The sequence below is a fragment of the Pseudomonas sp. I8001 genome (assembly GCF_013385345.1).
Taxonomy (GTDB): domain Bacteria; phylum Pseudomonadota; class Gammaproteobacteria; order Pseudomonadales; family Pseudomonadaceae; genus Aquipseudomonas.
The window spans coordinates 31,258-49,590 of sequence record NZ_JACAQC010000012.1 but is presented as its reverse complement, the minus strand read 5'-3'; the positions used below and the strand labels follow the sequence as shown (position 1 = coordinate 49,590).

Here is an 18,333-nt window from a genome sequence, read left to right as displayed (position 1 = left end):
GACGTGCCCCACATGCTTAAATCCACAGTCAAAACCCTGTTGCTGCCTACACTGATGGCCGCCGCGATGCTCACCGGCCAGGCCTATGCCGCCACCCCGGCGCTATCGGACACCACCGTGGTGCTGGTGCACGGCGCCTTTGCCGATGGCTCCAGCTGGAACAAGGTGATTCCGTTGTTGCAGGCCAAAGGCTTGAAGGTGGTGGCGGTGCAAAACCCGCTGACGTCCCTGGCCGATGATGTGGCCGCCGCCCAGCGGGTGATTGATGCCCAGAGTGGGCGAGTGGTTCTGGTGGGCCATTCGTGGGCCGGCAGTGTGATCACACAGGGCGGCACCAGCGACAAGGTCAAGGCACTGGTTTATGTGGCCGCGTTCGCGCCGTCCGAGGGCCAGAGCTCTGCCGAGTCCGAGAAAGGCTACCCAACCCCGCCGGGTATCGAGACCATCAGTGCCGACGCTTCCGGATACTTGTATTTGCCCGCCGCGTCCGTGGCGAAAAACTTCGCCCAGGACTTGCCTGCCGACCAGGCCAACCTGATTGCCGTGACCCAGGGGCCGATTCTGGGCAAGGCGTTCGACGATAAAATCACGGTCGCCGCCTGGAAAACCAAACCCAACTATTACATCGTCGCCGCCAAGGACCGCATGATCGACCCGGGCCTGGAGCAGGCCTACGCGAAGAAAATCAATGCCACCACCACCGTGGTGCAAACCAGCCATGTGCCGATGCTGTCGCAGCCGCAAAAGGTCGCAGATGTGATCATCGCAGCCGCCAGCAAGCGCTGATCGCAGGCATAAAAAAACCCCGAACCAGTCGGGGTTTTTTATCGCCTTGAATCAGGCGCGACGTCGAATCAATTAGAAAACGTTGATTGGGTAGTCGGCAAACAGGCGGATCTCGTTACCACCCACGTTGTAGTTGCTGGCGTTGTTGGAAACGCGCAACCACGACGCACGGGCACGCAGGCTCAGGTCTTTGGCCGGGCCGCTCTGTACTACGTATTTGAACTGGTTGAAGATTTCACGCTCGGTGCCACTGCCGCGGTTGGAACCGTCGTCAATGTTGGTGCCGCGCACGTAGGCGATGTTGTAGGTCAGGCCAGGCACGCCGAAGGCGCTGAAGTCCAGGCCGTAGCCTGCTTGCCAGGAGCGCTCGTCCTTGCCGTTGAAGTCAGACCAGTAGGAGTTGGCCAGCAGGATGGTGTTGCCACCGTCGCCGATGCCGCCTGCGTTGCGGTAGCCGCCGTACAGGTAACCGGTGTCACCGGTGCTGCGCTGGTGAGCCACGGTGAAGCTGTGCGGGCCAACGGCCCACGTGGCGCCCAGGCTCCAGATTTTGTTGTCGCGAGCGTCGGCGTCGCCTTGGTTTTCCAGGGCGAAGCTACGGTCGAGCTTGGTCTTGTAGCCGTTGAAGTCGAAGGTCAACGATTGCTTCTCTGGCAGGGCCAGCACGTAGTTGACGTTGACGTATTGCTTCTTCAGCACGTCCTGCATGTTGGAAGCGTAGAGCGCTGCCGACAGGCTTTCGGTGAATTTGTAGCTACCGCCGATGTAGTCGATGCTTTTCAGCGCGCCACTGTCGGAACCCTCGGCGCTCTTGCGAGCTTCCTTGGTGAAGTGACCAGCGTCCAGTTGCAGGCCGGCGATTTCCTTGGAGACGATCGAGGTACCGGTATAGGTTTCGGACAACAGGCGGGAGTTGTCGTATTCCAGGACCGGCACGGCTGGCATCTGATCACCGTACTTGATCACGGTGTTGGAGATGCGTGCCTTGACGGCAGCGCCGCCCTTGGCCAGGTCGTTGGCCGCTTCGCCGCTGTCGCCTTGCTTGAAGAAGTCGATACCGCCAGCGCCGCTGCGACCTTTACCACCATCCAGGCGAATGGCGTATTGGCCGATCACGTCCACACCCACACCAACGGTGCCTTGGGTGAAGCCGGACTCGAACTTGCCGATGAAGCCCTGGCCCCATTCGGCTTTGTCTTGCTTGCCGTTTTTGTAGTCGCGGCTGATGTAAGCGTTGCGTGCCGCGATGTTCAGGTGGCTGTCTTCAACAAAACCCTTCGATTGGGATTGGTCGTCAGCCATTGCTTGCGTAGCGCTCAAAATCCCCAGAGCGATCAGCCCCATCCGTTGCTTCAACATTTTCTTATATTCCTTATTACTGGTTGAGTACGCGCTGTGACACCAGGCTCCGTGTTGCTTTTCTGGTGTCGACTTTCCCAGATAAAAAAAGGCCCGCGGACGACGTGAAATGCCGCGGGCCTTTTTTTATTGGGGAAGTCATGGCGGTTAGCCACAGGCGTTGGGGCGAATCCTATCCGCGCCCTTTACTGTGTGTCAATTTCGTGAATCTTCTGTATTTAGGCTAAAAAAGTCTAAGAAACATTAAATAGCCATCATTGCGCAAGGCTCTATCAAGCGCTTCCTGGATCTGCACACCCCTGCAGGCCACACATTGGTGCACTCGATTGGGTGGGTTGAATCGAAATTGCGACTCTTTGTCTCAGCCACTCAACGAAGGCTTCTGGCTTGCCCAACCAGGGGCTGATATCGAGCAATTGCAGCTGCCCATTCTGCTCCAGGGCCAGCGTGGGGAAGCCCTGGCCACCGACTTTTGCCAGCCATTGGCGGCTGTCATTGATGTGCGCTTGAGTTGCTGCGCCAAGGATTTCACTGAAAGCGGCGGTGAAGGCTTGGGGATCCAAACCGATGGATTCGGCCAGGGTCAGCAGCACGTCCTTATCGGCAATTCTGCGACCTTCGACGTAGTGCGCCGTTTGCAGACGCGCCAATAATTCCAGCCCGCGACCGGCAATTTTTTCTGCCGCCAGCACGGCGCTGGTCGGCGGGGCTGAATCGAACACCGCAGTATGGTCCCGCAACAAACCTTCGAAATACGCCTCGCCAAACGGTTGCCCGGTGTACTCGGCGATGCGCCGGTCGTGGGGCATTACGTAGTCACGCAACTGCGGCGATACGGATTGGCGATTCGCGCCGGTCATCATGCCGCCGCCGTGCAACTGGATCGGTAACACGCTCCGGGCGGCGCTCAGCAGCGGCTCGGCGCCGTAACACCAGCCGCACAGCGGGTCGTAAATGTAGTGAAGTGTGGCTGCCGACATGACGGGCTCCGATGGATGTTGATGACCGGCAGATTAGTCTTACGCACAATTGGGAAAAACCCCGGATCGGCTTTCAGACTGTTTCGAGAATCGGTCGAATACCCTTGAAAAACATACGCCGTAACATTTTTCAGAAAGGTCCGCCCAGGAATAGATAACCTGCGCAAATAGTAAGCATTACCATTAACGCGCTTTTATTCTGCCAACCTTTTTGGATACACACCCCGATGCCTGCCCTTCGCCTGACGCCCATGACCCTTGGGCTCTCTGTCCTGCTGTCTGCCGGATTTACCTGCGCTGCCACTGTCCTGCCGGAAACCTCCGTGAGCGCCGAAGCTGACGAGGACGACCCGCGCGTCAAGGAGACCAGCACCGCCACCCGCACCGCCACACCCGTGCGTTATGTGCCCCAGGCCATCGACTCGGTAAAAACCGACAACCTGCGTTCCTACGGCACCAATGACCTGGGCCAGGCCTTGAGCGGTATACCCAACGTCAGCAGCGGCGCCGACACACGGTTCGACAGCCTGCGCATCCGCGGCTTCGACGCCAGCAACGATTTCTACCTGGACGGCGTTCGCGACGACAGCCAATACGTGCGCGACCTGCACAACATCGAACGCATCGAAGTACTCAAGGGCCCGGCAGCCGTGTTGTACGGCCGCGGCGGCCAGGGCGGCATCGTCAACCGTGTGAGCAAGCTGCCCCAGGCCGGTCGCGCCTCCAGCATCGAGGCCCAGGGCGGCAGCAATGATTTGCGCAGCCTGTACGCCGACCTCAGCACCGACCCCACCGATACCATCAGCCTGCGCCTGAACATGGGCAACCAGGACAACAACAGTTTCCGCGACGGCGTCAGCGGCAATCGCCAACTGTTTGCGCCGTCCATGAGCTGGCAACTGAGCCCCGACCTGAACTGGCTGGTGCAGTACGAATACAGCCGCTACAACCGCACGCCGGACCGGGGCATTCCCGGGGTCAATGGGCGGCCGGCGGATGTCAGCCGCGGCACCACTTATGGTGACAAGCGCGATTACATCGACGACACGTCCCAATCCCTGCGTTCGCGGCTTGCCTATGAGCTGAACGACAGTTGGCAACTGCGCCATACGTTGGGCGTGTTCACCCTGGACAGCGACTTCGATAACACTTACGCCGTCAGCTACGACCCAAAAACCGGCAAGGTCGGGCGCCAGCGCTGGCAGCAGGACTTGACCACCCGCAACATCTTCAACAACGTCGAACTGGAAGGCGGCTTCACCACCTTCGGCCTGGAGCATCGCTTGCTCACCGGAGTGGAGTTGGGCAACCAGCGCCGTGACCCGAAACTCTATCGAGCGCCGCTCGCCGCTGTGCCGAGCGTGGATGTGTACAACCCCAACCCGGACCTGCGCCACTACGGTCGCCTGCCGGCATTCAGCAGCAGTCACACCGAAGCGCAAAGCCAGGGCGTGTATGTGCAGGACCAACTGCGCCTGAACGATCAATGGCAACTGCTCGCCGGTTTGCGCTATGACCGCTTTGATGTGGAGTCCACCAACAAGCTGACCAACGCCTCGGAACAGGTCGTGAGCCACAGCACCAGCCCGCGCGTGGGCCTGGTCTGGACGCCGCTGGAACACCATTCGTTCTATGCCTCGTGGAGCAAGACGTTCTCGCCGACCGGCGGCGGCCTGATCGGCATCACGCCCAATGCCACGGGCAACGCCAACGACCTGAGCCCGGAGCTGACCAAACAGAAGGAAATCGGGGTCAAGAGCGACTGGCTCGACGACCGCCTGAGCACCACCCTGGCGGTGTATGAACTGGAGCTCTACAACCGCCGCACCCGCGACCCGCTGGACCCGACCATCACCCTGCTCAGCGGCGAGCAGCGTTCCCGTGGCGTGGAGTTGACCGCTACCGGCAAGGTCGTCGGCAACTGGTACGTGCGCGGTGGCGTCGGCCTGCAGGACGCCACGGTGGTGAAAGACAACAATGGGTTTGAAGGCAAGCGCATCAGCGACGTGGCCAAGCGCAACGCGAGCCTGTTCGTCACCTGGAAACCGGAGATGGGCTGGTACGCGGAAACCGGGCTGACGCTGGTGGGTGAGCGATATGCGGATAACGCCAACACGGTGGCGTTGCCGGGTTATGGGCGCTGGGACGCACTGGCCGGGTTTCGGCAGAAGGAATGGGATGTGCGGGCGGCGCTGAACAATATCAGCGACAAGACATACTACGCGTCAGCGACGAGTGCGGCGCAGATTCAGTTCGGCGACCCGCGCAGCCTGGTGGTGACTGGCACCTACAGTTTCTAACAGGCTTGCGTGGCGAGGGAGCTTGCTCCCGCTGGGGTGCGAAGCGCCCCCAAAATAGGCGACTGTGTTTTTTCAGATAGAACTCAATGATCTGTTTTGGGGCTGCTGCGCAGCCCAGCGAGAGCAAGCTCCCTCACCACAAGGTCCAGTGCAACATTGAAAACAACCGTCAGCCTTGCATCAATTCACACAACGCCTGCACCTCGTCCTCGCTGAACAGCCCCGCCGGGTACCGTTCGCTCATCAGCCGGCGCGGGTCTGGCGTCCTGATCTGCCGCGAACCGTTCGCCTTCAACCAGAGCGCCAGCGCGTGGATCGCGTCACCGTTCACCCGCAAAGGGTGGAACGTGCGCGTGTACATCAGGTTGATATCGGCATTCATTTCAGCGCTCTCTCCGACGGCATGAGCGGCTAACTTACTCAAGGTTTATGACAGAACCGCTTAGTCATACACCGTGCTGTGTGTCGCAACAGCGATACAAGAGCTATGCCAATGTGCCCGGTTTGTCGGCACATGCACACAAAAAAGCCCGCGAACCTGACGGGCCGCGGGCTTGCTGTGAGCGCGCAAAACATGGCGCACTCGATTGCCGTTAAACCCGGCACCAGGCTGTTACAAGTGCACTCAGTTTTTGTGCGGGGCCGGCTGTTGCTGGGTCAGGCAGTGGATGTTGCCGCCCCCCAGTAACAGTTCGCGGCCAGGCACCATCACCACTTCATGCTGCGGGAACAGGCTCTGCAGAATCTCCTTGGCGCGGCTGTCCAGCGGGTCGTCGAAGCTCGGCGCGATGATGCCACCGTTGACGATCAGGAAGTTGACGTAGGAACCGGCCAACCGCACGGTGGGATTGCGCTCCTGGGTGCCGTCTACCGGGTCCACGCCTGCGCATTCTTCCTCGGTGGCGTACAGCGGCCCCGGGATCGGCATTTTATGCACTGTGAACGAGCGGCCCTGGGCGTCGGTGCTGCTTTGCAGTACGTCCCTGGCGGCATGGCAGCGCGCATAGTTCGGGTCTTGCGGGTCGTCGGTCCAGGCCAGCAACACTTCGCCCGGGCGCACGTAGCAGCAGAAGTTATCCACATGCCCATCGGTTTCGTCGTTGAACAGGCCATCCGGCAACCAGATGATCTTATCCACCGCCAGGTTGGCGCTGAGCACCGCTTCGATTTCCTCACGCTGCAGGTGCGGGTTGCGATTGCGGTTAAGCAGGCATTCTTCGGTGGTGATCAGGGTGCCTTCGCCGTCGACGTGGATCGAACCGCCTTCCAGCACAAACCCTTCGGTGCGATAACGCGGGCTGCGCTCGATCTCGAGGATCTTGCCGCCCACCTGGGAGTCGCGGTTCCACGGCGAGTACAAGCCACCATCAAAACCGCCCCAGGCGTTGAAGTCCCAGTTCACACCACGCACTTCACCGCTGTTGTTGATCACGAAGGTCGGCCCGGTATCGCGGACCCAGGCGTCGTCGCTGGACATTTCCACCAGGCGAATATTCGGCACGTCCAGGCGCGCCCGGGCGTTTTCGTACTGGCCGGCCGAGACCGCCACGGTCACCGGTTCAAAACGTGCGATGGCCTTGGCCACCGCCACATGGGCGGCCTGCGCCGGCTTGCCGCCCAGGCGCCAGTTGTCCGGGCGCTCGGGCCAGATCATCCAGGTCTGGGTCTGTGGCGCCCATTCGGCAGGCATGTAGAAGCCGTCGGCGCGGGGGGTGCTGTGCAAAGTGGTCATGGCGATTCAGGACTCCAGGGAACCGTCGAGGGTTTTAAGCGCACCATACAGGTTCGGACGGCGGTCGCGGAACGAACCCCAGGCGCTGCGAATGTGTTCAAGTTCATCGAGATCGAAGCGGTGCACCAGGATGCCTTCTTCGGTTTCGTTGAGTTCTTCTACTTTCTCGCCGAACTGATTGGCAATGAAGGACGAGCCGTAGAAGGTGATGTCGTAGCCGTCTTGCTTTTCGTTACCGATGCGGTTGCTGGCGATCAGCGGCATCAGGTTGGCGCCGGCATGGCCTTGCTGTACCCGCTGCCAGTGGTCACGGGACGAAATTGTCTTGTCGTGGGGCTCGCTGCCGATGGCGGTCGGGTAGAACAGGATTTGCGCGCCTTGCAGCGCCATGCTGCGGGCGGCTTCCGGGAACCACTGGTCCCAGCAGATGCCCACGCCGATCTTCGCATAGCGGGTGTTCCACACCTTGAAGCCGGTGTCGCCGGGGTTGAAGTAATACTTTTCATGGTAGCCCGGGCCGTCCGGGATGTGGCTTTTCCGATAAATCCCGAGGTTGGAGCCGTCAGCGTCGATGATCGCAATGCTGTTGAAACGCGCGCGGCCGGCCAGTTCATAGAAACTGATGGGCAACACCACCTGCAGTTCCCGGGCGACCTTCTGGAAGTGCTTGATCGCGACGTTATCTTCAACCGTGGTCGCCAGTTGCAGGTAGTCCGGGTTCGGCTTCTGGCAGAAGTACGGGGCCTCGAACAGTTCCTGGATCAGGATGATCTGCGCGCCCTTGGCGGCGGCCTCACGCACCAGCCTTTCAGCGGTTTCGAGATTGGCATCAAGGTCCCAGGAACAAGCCATCTGGGTCGCGGCAACGGTAACGATACGGCTCATGAATCATCTCCTCGGCGGCGGGCAAGTGGACGCCTTTATAGCGGATAAAAATCGGCTTTTGAAGCTAATAAATATCCACCCATCGAAAAATGATCAAATTTTACCGATAACAATCGAGTTTATTGTTACAAGCCTTCCTCCAGAACCTTCGCCAGCATGTCGACGAAGAAATCCACACTGTGCCGTGAGGTGACCATCGGCGGCTTGATCTTGAGGATGTTCAGGTAGTCGCCGGTGGGCTGCATGAAGATCCCCAGCTCCCGCAGTCGGTCACACAGCAGCGCAGTCTCTTCGGTGGCCGGTTCCAGGGTCTGTCGATCGCGGACCAATTCCAGCCCCAGGTAAAACCCGGAACCATGCACCGCGCCCACCAATGGATACTGTTCGACCAGCGCCTCCAACCGCGCCTTGAAGTGTCCGCCCACCTCCTGGGCGTTTTCCCACAGCTTTTCTTCCTCCATCACATCCAGCACCGCCATGCCGATCCGGCAACTCACCGGGCTGCCTCCCGATGAGGAGAAGAAGTAACCCTCGGTCTCCAGCGCCTCGGCGATTTCCCGGCGGGTGATCACCGCGCCCAACGGCTGGCCATTGCCCATGCCCTTGGCCATGGTGATGATGTCCGGCACCACGCCCTGCTCTTCAAAGCCCCAGAAGAAATGCCCCATGCGGCCGTAACCCACCTGCACTTCGTCGGCGATGCACACGCCGCCCTGCTCACGAACCAGCGCGTACACCTGCTGCAAATATCCCGGCGGCAAAGAAATCCCGCCGGCATTGCCGTACACCGGCTCGCAAATGAAACCCGCCAGCTGGCGATTCTGCGCGGCAATTTTCGCCAGGTTGTGTTCCACGCTGCGTACGTAGTCGGGGGCGCTGTCCTGCCCGCGAAACTCGCCGCGATAGGTATTCGGCGCGGTCACCGGGTGCACCCAGTCCGGGCGGCTGCTCAAGGCCTGGGGGTTGTCGGCAATCGAGGTCGACACCGCATCCGCCGCCACCGACCAGCCGTGGTACGCCTCCAGCACGCTGAGCATGTCGCGCCCGCCGCTGTAGGCCCAGGCCAGGCGAATCGCCAGGTCGTTGGCCTCGGTGCCGCTGTTGACCAGAAACACCCGGTCCATGGAGTCCGGCGCCAGCGCCAGCAAACGCTCGGAGAATTCGGCAATCGCCGCATAGTGGAAGCGCGAGTTGGTGTTGAGCAGCGACCATTGCCGCGCCGCCACCTCGGCCATGCGCGGGTGACCGTGGCCGAGGACGGCGACGTTGTTGAGCATGTCGAGGTAGGAACGGCCCTGCATGTCGATCAAATGGTTGCGCCAGCCGCGCTCGATGCGCGGCGGGTCGACGTAATAGTGCTTCTGCGAGCGGGCGAAACTGGCGTCCCGACGCGCCAGCAGGGCTTCGGGGTCCAGCTCCGGCTCGGCGTCGCAGGCCAGCCCCAGCAAGGTAGCCGGGGATGGGCAGAGCGTTTGCCATGCCGCCGCCCGGGAAGGCGTGCAGAACAGCGGTGGCTCAAGCTCGGCGCGGCACAGTTGTACTGTCAGCGGCGCGACCACGTCGCCGATTACCTGGCCTTTTACCACTGCGGCGCCGTGCTTCAACAAGGCGTTCACGCCCCACAGCCGAACACTCAACTGGGCGCTATGCAGGCTCAGCAGGCCGTCGGCGCCATAGCGCAAGGTGCCGGCGAACGGTGCTTCCACCGTGGCGCCCAAGGGCATGTGCAGTTCTACGTGAAGCGCGAAAGTGTCGGGCTCGACGGCACTGTCGGGTTGGGTGCGGGACAGACGGTATTGACCATAACGACTGGCTGCCAGGCCATGGACCACGGCCGCTTGTTCCAGCAATCGGCGATCAATGCCCTCCTGCTCCCAGTTACCGGCCTCGAAATGCGGGCTGAGCACGCCCAGATCGATCAACGCGAATTCACGCCCAACGAGCCCCGGCAACAAAGGCGCGAAGCCTTCACCGACAATCGGCGGCAATTCGGCGCCGACACAGTTCAGGATCGCCGCCTCCATCAATTCAAAGGGCACCGAGGTGGCTACGTGGAAAATTTCCCACTCATGCTCGGCATTCTTCAACAGGTACGCGTTATCCGGGTCCAGGCGTTGCTGCTGTTCGCTGCTCAGCACCAACACCGCGGCCCGCGCGACGATCAGCGGCCATAGCAGCTGCAACTCTTCGCGCTGCAACGGCGTGATCCGGTGGCACGCCTGGATCGCCGGCAGGATCGCGAACGGATCACCCTCGGCATGATGCAGCAGCGCCGCGCAGGTCACCGACAGGTCGGCAATGCGCCAGGTGCGCACCAGGTCGCCAAAATCGATCACGCCTTCAATCTGCCAATGCCGCTGGGCATCGCGCTGCCAGACCACGTTGTCATCGGTGATGTCCATGTGCACGGCTTGCCAGGGCAGGCGGTCGGCCAACGGCCGCAGACGCTGCCCGACCTGCTCCACCACGCGCTCCAGCCCGGCCCGGTGCGGGAGGTTTTCGAGGGTCGACAGCAAATGAGTGATCAGCTCAAGGGCATGGCGTGGGTCCCATTGCAGGGTACGTTCCAGGCCCGGATGCTCGAAGTCGGCCAGCGCCTGGCTCATCCGCCCGCAGAGTTCGCCGAAGCCTGCGATCACCTCGCGCCCCAGATGGGGCAGATGGGTCAGCGGCTGGCCGTCGATGTAGTCCAGCAACCGCAGGTGCACGGTTTGCCCGGCGACGGTCTCGGTCAGCAGTTCTTCGCCAGCAAGCGACGAGATCACCTTGGGCACCCGTACATCCGAATGTTCCTGCAGATGCTTGAGGGCCGCGTGCTGGGCCTGCAACTCGACGGCGGCGTAGTCGCCCCGGCAGATTTTCAGCACAAAGCGGCCACGCTCGCTGTCGATACGGTAGTTGAGGTCTTGCTGGCTGCCGAGGGACTGCAACGCCCCACCCAGGCCGTAATGCTGCTCAAGTAGCTGCGTCGCAGGCACAGGCCCGACTTGCGGGCATGGCAGGCTGGCGCGATGAATCAACGTGGCGAGCAACATGTGAAGACCCCTGGCTTTTTTATCAGGCGCTTATATCGCCATTGTTGACGGGGGTTACGCAACCCCCAGTCCCGCGCAGTGCCGTCAATCTGACTGTGGCCCCTTGCACCACCTGGCTCCACAACTCAAGCTATGCTCCATTCGCTTAATGTCTGTCTAAGGAAAAGGGCCTCCGACATGCGCATTCTCATCACCGGCGGCGCCGGATTCATCGGCTCCGCTCTGATCCGGCACCTGATTCAACACACCAAGCACGAAGTGCTCAACCTGGACAAATTGACCTACGCCGGCAATCTTGAGTCGCTGGCCAGCATCGCGAGCAACAGCCGCTACGAGTTCGTCCAGGCCGATATCATCGACCAGGCCACCGTCAGCGCCGTACTGGCGCGCTTTGAGCCCCACGCGATCATGCACCTGGCGGCCGAGTCTCATGTGGACCGTTCCATCGACGGCCCGTCGGATTTTATCCAGACCAATATCGTCGGTACCTACAGCCTGCTGGAGGCCGCACGCGGTTATTGGCAGAAGCTGGAAGAACCGGCCAAGAGCGCCTTCCGCTTCCACCACATCTCCACCGATGAAGTGTATGGCGACCTGCACGGCGTCGATGACCTGTTCACCGAAACCACGCCCTACGCCCCAAGCTCGCCGTATTCGGCCAGCAAGGCCGCATCCGATCACCTGGTACGCGCCTGGCAGCGCACTTACGGCCTGCCGGTGCTGTTGACCAATTGCTCGAACAACTACGGGCCGTTCCACTTTCCCGAGAAGCTGATTCCGCTGGTGATCCTCAACGCCCTCGCAGGTAAACCATTGCCGGTGTACGGCGACGGCCTGCAAGTGCGCGACTGGCTGTTCGTCGAAGACCACGCCCGCGCGCTGTTCAAAGTGGTGACTGAAGGTGTGGTAGGCGAGACCTACAACATCGGCGGCCATAACGAGCAGAAGAATATCGACGTAGTGCGCAGCATCTGCGGCCTGCTGGAAGAACTGGCACCACAACGCCCGGCGGGCGTGGAGAAATTCACTGACCTGATCACTTTCGTCAAGGATCGCCCGGGCCACGACCAGCGCTATGCGATCGACGCCAGCAAGATCGAACGCGAGCTGGGCTGGGTTCCGCAGGAAACCTTTGAAACCGGCCTGCGCAAAACCGTGCAGTGGTACCTCGATAACCTGGAATGGTGCCGCAGGGTCCAGGACGGCAGTTATCAAGGCGAACGACTGGGCAACACCGACTTTAAGGATCTGATCGCATGATGAAGGGAATCGTACTGGCCGGTGGCTCCGGCACGCGTTTACACCCCATTACCCTGGGCGTTTCCAAGCAACTGTTGCCGGTGTATGACAAGCCGATGATCTACTACCCGATCTCGGTGCTGATGCTGGCCGGGATCAAGGAAATCCTGGTGATCTCCACCCCGGTAGACCTGCCGCAATACCGCAACCTGTTGGGCGATGGCAGCCAGTTTGGCGTGCGGTTCACTTATGCGGAGCAGCCGTCCCCGGACGGCCTGGCCCAGGCGTTTTTGATTGGCGAAGAGTTTATCGGCGATGACCCGGTATGCCTGATCCTGGGCGACAACATCTTCCACGGCCAGCACTTCGGCGAACAACTGCGCACTGCTGCCGAACGCCCATCTGGCGCCACGGTATTCGGTTACTGGGTCAAGGACCCGGAGCGTTTCGGCGTGATCGACTTCGACAGCCAGGGCCGCGCGCTGTCCATCGAGGAAAAACCAGCCAAGCCAAAGTCGAGCTACGCGGTGACCGGCCTGTATTTCTACGACAACGACGTGATCAAGATCGCCAAGGCGGTCAAGCCATCGCCGCGCGGCGAATTGGAAATCACCGACGTCAACAACGCCTACCTCAATCGTGGCGACCTGCACGTGGAGCGCTTCGGCCGTGGTTTCGCCTGGCTCGACACCGGCACCCACGACAGCCTGCTGGAGGCCTCGACGTATGTGCAGACCATCGAGCACCGCCAGGGTTTGAAAGTGGCGTGCCTGGAAGAAATCGCCTACGAGAACGGCTGGATCGACCGTGACCACTTGCTGGAGCGGGCCAAGTACTTCGGCAAGACCGGCTACGGCCAATACCTGTATTCACTGGCCGGGGAGCAAAAATGAAGGTCACCGACACGGCGTTGCCAGGCGTATTGATCATCGAACCGAAAGTGTTCGGTGACGAGCGCGGCTTTTTCTACGAAAGCTTCAACGCCCGCGCCTTCGAAGAGGCCACCGGGCTCAAGCGTGATTTCGTGCAGGACAACCACTCGCGCTCGCAAAAAGGCGTGCTGCGCGGCCTGCATTACCAGCTCGAACATACCCAGGGCAAACTGGTGCGCGTCATCGCCGGCGAAGTGCTGGATGTGGCCGTCGACATCCGCCGCAGCTCGCCCAACTTCGGGCAATGGGTGGGCGTGAGGCTTAGCGCCGATAACCATCGCCAGTTGTGGGTACCGGAAGGTTTCGCCCACGGCTTTGTGGTGCTGAGCGACTACGCCGAGTTCCTCTACAAGACCACCGATTACTACCAGCCGAGCGCCGAGCGTTGCATCCTCTGGAACGACCCGACGCTGGCCATCGACTGGGAACTGACGGAGACGCCGCAACTGTCTGCCAAGGACCAGGCCGGGAAAAGCCTGCAAGAGGCCGACCTGTTCCCATGAAAATCCTTATCAGCGGCCAACATGGCCAAGTCTCCCGGGAGTTGCAACAGCGCCTCCGGGGCCTGGGCGAGTTGATCGTGCTGGGCCGCGACCAGCTTGACCTGACCCGTCCCGAGCAGGTCCGCGACCAAGTACGCGCCCATCGCCCGGGCCTGATCATCAACGCAGCCGCCCATACGGCCGTCGATCAAGCCGAGAGCGAGCCGGACGTGGCCTTCGCCATCAACGCCACCGCGCCCGGGATTTTCGCCGAGGAAGCCAAGGCACTGGGCATTCCGCTGATTCACTATTCCACCGACTACGTGTTCGACGGCAGCAAGGCCGCGCCCTACAACGAGGACGACGCAACCAACCCGCTGGGCGTCTATGGCGCAAGCAAGCTGGCGGGCGAACAGGCGATCGCGGCCATCGGCGGTGAACACCTGATCCTGCGCACCAGCTGGGTCTACTCGACCCACGGCAAGAACTTCCTGCTGACCATGCAACGCCTGCTGCAGGAAAAACCGCAGATGCGCATCGTCGCCGACCAGATCGGCGCGCCAACCTGGGCCGGGACCATCGCCAACAGCACCCGTGCGCTGATCGAGCGCTGGCAGGCGGGCCAGGCCGGGGATTGGGGTGTCTACCACCTGACGGCCCAGGGCGAGACCTCGTGGTTCGGCTTTGCCCAGGCCATCGGCGAGCAACTACGGGCCAACGGTCGTGCCTGCGCCGAGCTGGAAGCGATTCCCTCCAGCGCCTATCCAACGCCGGCCAGGCGCCCGCTGAACTCGCGCCTCGATTGCAGCCGCCTGCAACAGCAATGGCATGTCTCGCAACCGCAGTGGCATGACGCATTGCGCGAGTGTCTTGCCGAGCAGCACTAGGCATAATACGCCTGTACCCACAGGCGCACGACTCCCATGACTCCACCCCTTCCGCGAAGACCCCGCTGGCGCAGCCTGGCATTGCTGGCGCTATGCCTGGCACCGCTGTTGTGGCCGCTGGAGCACTTGGCCGAGCGTTATTACCGCAACGAACTGGCCGGCCAGAACCGCCAGACGCTGGACCTGTACGTCGCCAACCTGCTGGGCACCCTGCACCGCTACGAAGTGTTGCCACAAATCCTCGGTGACCTGCCGGCCCTGCGCACCGCCATCGACGCGCCTCACGTCAGCACCAACCTGGTCAATGCCAACCATCTGCTCAAGGACGTTGCCGCCCAGGCCGGGGTGGAAGTGATGTACCTGATGGACACCACCGGCAAGACCCTCGCCGCGTCCAACTGGGACAAGCAGGACAGCTTCGTCGGGCGTAATTTTTCCTTTCGCCCCTACTTCAGCGAAGCCATGGCCGGGCGCCTCGGGCGCTTCTTCGGCCTGGGCACCACCTCGGCCAAACGCGGTTACTTCTTCGCCGCCGCTGTGCGAGATGGTGACAAGATCATCGGCGTGCTGGTGGTGAAGGTCGACCTGGACCACACCGAAAGCCTGTGGGGCAACACACCCGAACAACTGCTGGTCACCGACCACAACGGCGTGGTGATCCTGACCTCGCGCCCGCAATGGCGCTTTCGCGCCACCCGGCCGCTGACGGATGAAGAACGCCGCGCCATCATCGCCATCCAGCCCTATCCGACCCGCGACCCGCAGCCGCTGAGCCTCAGCCCGACGGCGTGGGTGCGCCAATCCACCGACATCGCCGAAACCGGCTGGAAAGTCGAGATTCTCGCGCCACGCACCTTGATCAGCCGCCCGGTGCGCACCGTGGTCGCGGTGGGTGGCGCCGCCTTGCTGGTGCTGATGCTGTTGCTCGGGCTGATGATGCAGCGCCGTCGTCACTACCTGGAACGCATCGCCTTCGAAGCCAAGGCCCGTCGCGAACTGGAGATGCGCGTGATCGAGCGGACCAGCGACCTGGAAGGCCTCAACCGGCGCCTGAAACAGGAAGTGCTGGAGCGTGAACATGCCCAGCAGGAACTGGTGCGGGCTCAGGATGACCTAGTGCAGGCAGGCAAACTTTCCGCGCTGGGCACCATGTCGGCCAGCATCAGCCACGAGCTCAACCAACCGCTGGCGGCGATTCGCAGCTACGCGGAAAACGCCGGGATTTTGCTCGACCATGAGCGCACCGACGACGCCCGTGGCAACCTCAAGCTGATCAGCGAGTTGACCGGGCGCATGGCTTCGATCATCGCCCACTTGCGCGCCTTCGCCCGGCGCGACCGGCATGCGCCGGAAAGCGTGGCCCTGCAACCGGCCCTGGACGATGCCCTGGCGCTGCTGGCCAAGCGGCGGCGGGCGATGGAAGTGGAACTGATCCGCGACCTGCCCGAGGCCACCTTGTGGGTGGCGGCCGGCGAAACCCGCCTGCGCCAGGTGCTGGGCAACCTGCTGGCCAACGCTCTGGACGCCCTGACCGAAAAAGGCCCGCCGCGCAAACTCTGGCTGAGTGCCCAAACCACCGAACAGGGCGTCAACCTGTACATTCGCGACAACGGCCCGGGTTTCTGCATGGAAGCCCTGGGCCGCGCCAGCGAGCCCTTCTACACCACCAAGACCCGCACCCAGGGCCTGGGGTTGGGCCTGGCGATCTGCGACACCCTGATGCGCGCCTTTGGCGGTGAACTGTTGTTCGCCAACCACAAGGAAGGCGGCGCACTGTTAACCTTGAAACTGCGCGCCGGAGCACCGGGTGTCAGTCTGCAACCGTCCGAGGACCGCAGTGTATGAGTATCGATAACCAGATTCAGGTGGTGTTGATCGACGATGATCCACACCTGCGTCAGGCCCTCTGCCAGACCCTGGACCTGGCCGGGCTGAAAGTCCTGACCCTCGGCGAAGCCCAGGGCCTGACCGCGCGCCTGTCCCGGGATTGGCCGGGGGTTGTGGTGAGCGACATCCGCATGCCCGGCATGGACGGCCTGGAACTGTTGAAGGAACTCCACGCCCAGGACCCGGAGCTGCCGGTACTGCTGATCACCGGCCACGGCGACGTGCCACTGGCGGTGCAGGCGATGCGCACCGGCGCCTATGACTTCCTGGAAAAACCCTTCGCCAGCGACGCCCTGCTCGACAGCGTGCGCCGCGCCCTGGCCCTGCGCCGCCTGGTGCTGGACAACCGCAGCCTGCGCCTGGCCCTGAGCGACCGTCAGCAATTGAGTACGCGCCTGGTGGGCCACTCCCCGCAAATGCTGCGCCTGCGCGAGCAGATTGGCGCGCTGGCGGCGACCAAGGCTGATGTGCTGATCCTCGGTGAAACCGGTGCCGGCAAGGAAGTGGTAGCGCGTGCGCTGCACGATCTGTCGAACCGCCGCAGCGGCCCGTTTGTGGCGATCAACGCCGGCGCCCTGGCCGAGTCGGTGGTGGAAAGCGAGTTGTTCGGGCATGAGCCAGGGGCCTTTACCGGCGCCCAGAAGCGGCGCATCGGCAAATTCGAATTCGCCAACGGCGGCACGCTGTTTCTCGACGAAATCGAAAGCATGAGCCTGGATGTGCAGGTCAAGCTGCTGCGGCTGTTGCAGGAGCGTGTGGTGGAGCGTCTGGGGGGCAACCAGCTGATCCCGCTGGATATCCGCATCATCGCCGCCACCAAGGAAGACCTGCGCCAGTCCGCCGACCAGGGGCGCTTCCGGGCGGACTTGTATTACCGCCTCAACGTTGCGCCGCTGCGCATTCCACCGCTGCGCGAACGGGGTGAGGATGCGCTGATGCTGTTCCAGCACTTTGCCGACGAAGCCAGCACGCGCCACGGGCTACCGATGAAAGAGCTGCAACCGGGCCAGCGCGCGCTGTTGTTGCGTCACAGCTGGCCGGGCAATGTCCGCGAGCTGCAAAACGCCGCCGAGCGTTTCGCCCTGGGCCTCGAACTGGCGCTGGACAGCACCCCGGACAGCCCCTCGCCGGGGATCCTCACCAGCACGCCCGGCGGCTTGAGCGAACAGGTCGAACAGTTTGAAAAAAGCCTGATCGCCGCCGAACTGGCGCGCACCCACAATTCCATGCGCAGCCTCGCCGAGGCATTGGGCGTGCCGCGTAAAACCCTGCACGACAAACTGCGCAAGCACGGGCTGAACTTCGCTGACAGCGGCAACAGTCACGCTGACGACGAATGACCCTTTTCCCCCTGCCACGAGGCCACCATGAGTCGCGATAGCCGTTACCTGGAATCGATCCTTCACCACGACATTCCCCTGACCCGGGAAATGGGCCTCAAGGTTATCGACTGGCAGGACCGGCAGCTGCAACTGCGCTTGCCGCTCGACGCCAACATCAACCACAAGAGCACCATGTTTGGCGGCAGCCTGTATTGCGGCGCCGTGCTGGCAGGTTGGGGCTGGCTGCATTTGCAGTTGCGTGAGGAAGGGATTGAAGACGGGCATATCGTGATTCAGGAAGGGCAGATCAGTTATCCGCTGCCGGTGACCACCGATGCGACGGCGATTTGCCAGGCACCTGATGACAAGGTGTGGAAGCGATTCGTCGCCACCTACAAGCGTTATGGCCGGGCGCGCTTGGCGCTGGAGACATGGATCGTCAACGAGGGCAGTGAAGAGCGGGCCGTGGCCTTTACCGGGCAGTACGTCCTGCACACATAACAAATG

At 62.1% G+C, this 18,333-nt stretch carries 15 protein-coding genes; 9 read left to right on the top strand and 6 right to left on the bottom strand.

Annotation, left to right across the window (positions count from 1 at the left end):
* Positions 1-12 precede the first annotated feature (12 nt).
* A complete protein-coding gene (locus HX839_RS12595) occupies positions 13-786 on the top strand; it encodes an alpha/beta fold hydrolase (protein ID WP_177053997.1) in 774 nt (257 codons plus the stop codon).
* Between the two features lie 72 nt (positions 787-858).
* On the opposite strand, the gene HX839_RS12590 is transcribed toward HX839_RS12595, so the two are convergent.
* Both HX839_RS12590 and HX839_RS12585 read right to left on the bottom strand, forming a co-directional pair.
* On the bottom strand, positions 859-2,145 hold the full coding sequence (locus HX839_RS12590) for an OprD family porin (RefSeq protein WP_003218115.1): 1,287 nt from the start codon (positions 2,143-2,145) through the stop codon (positions 859-861).
* 272 nt (positions 2,146-2,417) lie between these two features.
* On the bottom strand, positions 2,418-3,125 hold the full coding sequence (locus HX839_RS12585) for a DsbA family protein (protein ID WP_003213244.1): 708 nt from the start codon (positions 3,123-3,125) through the stop codon (positions 2,418-2,420).
* 227 nt (positions 3,126-3,352) lie between these two features.
* On the opposite strand from HX839_RS12585, the gene HX839_RS12580 reads away from it, so the two are divergent.
* Positions 3,353-5,425, top strand: a complete 2,073-nt coding sequence (locus HX839_RS12580; protein WP_177067109.1) for a TonB-dependent siderophore receptor — start codon at positions 3,353-3,355, stop codon at positions 5,423-5,425.
* 169 nt (positions 5,426-5,594) lie between these two features.
* Here HX839_RS12580 and HX839_RS12575 read toward each other — a convergent pair whose 3' ends face one another.
* The 4 genes from HX839_RS12575 to HX839_RS12560 form a co-directional block, all read right to left on the bottom strand.
* Positions 5,595-5,807, bottom strand: coding sequence for a hypothetical protein (locus tag HX839_RS12575; RefSeq protein WP_177067108.1), 213 nt, complete (start codon positions 5,805-5,807; stop codon positions 5,595-5,597).
* Positions 5,808-6,050: 243 nt separating this feature from the next.
* Complete coding sequence (gene aguA / locus HX839_RS12570) at positions 6,051-7,157, bottom strand: agmatine deiminase (RefSeq protein WP_177067107.1); 1,107 nt, start codon at positions 7,155-7,157, stop codon at positions 6,051-6,053.
* 6 nt (positions 7,158-7,163) lie between these two features.
* On the bottom strand, positions 7,164-8,042 hold the full coding sequence (aguB, locus tag HX839_RS12565) for an N-carbamoylputrescine amidase (protein WP_177067106.1): 879 nt from the start codon (positions 8,040-8,042) through the stop codon (positions 7,164-7,166).
* A 125-nt stretch (positions 8,043-8,167) separates the two neighbouring features.
* Complete coding sequence (locus HX839_RS12560) at positions 8,168-11,077, bottom strand: aminotransferase (RefSeq protein ID WP_177067105.1); 2,910 nt, start codon at positions 11,075-11,077, stop codon at positions 8,168-8,170.
* Positions 11,078-11,254: 177 nt separating this feature from the next.
* On the opposite strand from HX839_RS12560, the gene rfbB reads away from it, so the two are divergent.
* The 7 genes from rfbB to HX839_RS12525 are packed head-to-tail and all read left to right on the top strand — an operon-like array spanning position 11,255 to position 18,327.
* Complete coding sequence (gene rfbB / locus HX839_RS12555; protein WP_177067104.1) at positions 11,255-12,337, top strand: dTDP-glucose 4,6-dehydratase; 1,083 nt, start codon at positions 11,255-11,257, stop codon at positions 12,335-12,337.
* On the top strand, positions 12,334-13,209 hold the full coding sequence (gene rfbA, locus HX839_RS12550; RefSeq protein WP_177009293.1) for a glucose-1-phosphate thymidylyltransferase RfbA: 876 nt from the start codon (positions 12,334-12,336) through the stop codon (positions 13,207-13,209). Before rfbB ends, rfbA begins: the two co-directional genes overlap by 4 nt.
* Positions 13,206-13,751, top strand: coding sequence for a dTDP-4-dehydrorhamnose 3,5-epimerase (rfbC, locus tag HX839_RS12545; RefSeq protein WP_177021900.1), 546 nt, complete (start codon positions 13,206-13,208; stop codon positions 13,749-13,751). The genes rfbA and rfbC overlap by 4 nt, the downstream gene beginning before the upstream one ends.
* Positions 13,748-14,617: a dTDP-4-dehydrorhamnose reductase gene (gene rfbD, locus HX839_RS12540; RefSeq protein WP_177067103.1), complete on the top strand. Its 870-nt coding sequence runs from the start codon at positions 13,748-13,750 to the stop codon at positions 14,615-14,617. Before rfbC ends, rfbD begins: the two co-directional genes overlap by 4 nt.
* Positions 14,618-14,653: 36 nt before the next feature.
* Positions 14,654-16,462 (top strand): ATP-binding protein, encoded by a 1,809-nt coding sequence (locus HX839_RS12535; RefSeq protein ID WP_023659335.1) that lies wholly within the window; start codon positions 14,654-14,656, stop codon positions 16,460-16,462.
* A complete protein-coding gene (locus tag HX839_RS12530; protein ID WP_003213224.1) occupies positions 16,459-17,844 on the top strand; it encodes a sigma-54 dependent transcriptional regulator in 1,386 nt (461 codons plus the stop codon). Before HX839_RS12535 ends, HX839_RS12530 begins: the two co-directional genes overlap by 4 nt.
* A gap of 27 nt (positions 17,845-17,871) precedes the next feature.
* A complete protein-coding gene (locus tag HX839_RS12525; protein WP_003213222.1) occupies positions 17,872-18,327 on the top strand; it encodes a YiiD C-terminal domain-containing protein in 456 nt (151 codons plus the stop codon).
* Positions 18,328-18,333: the final 6 nt, after the last annotated feature.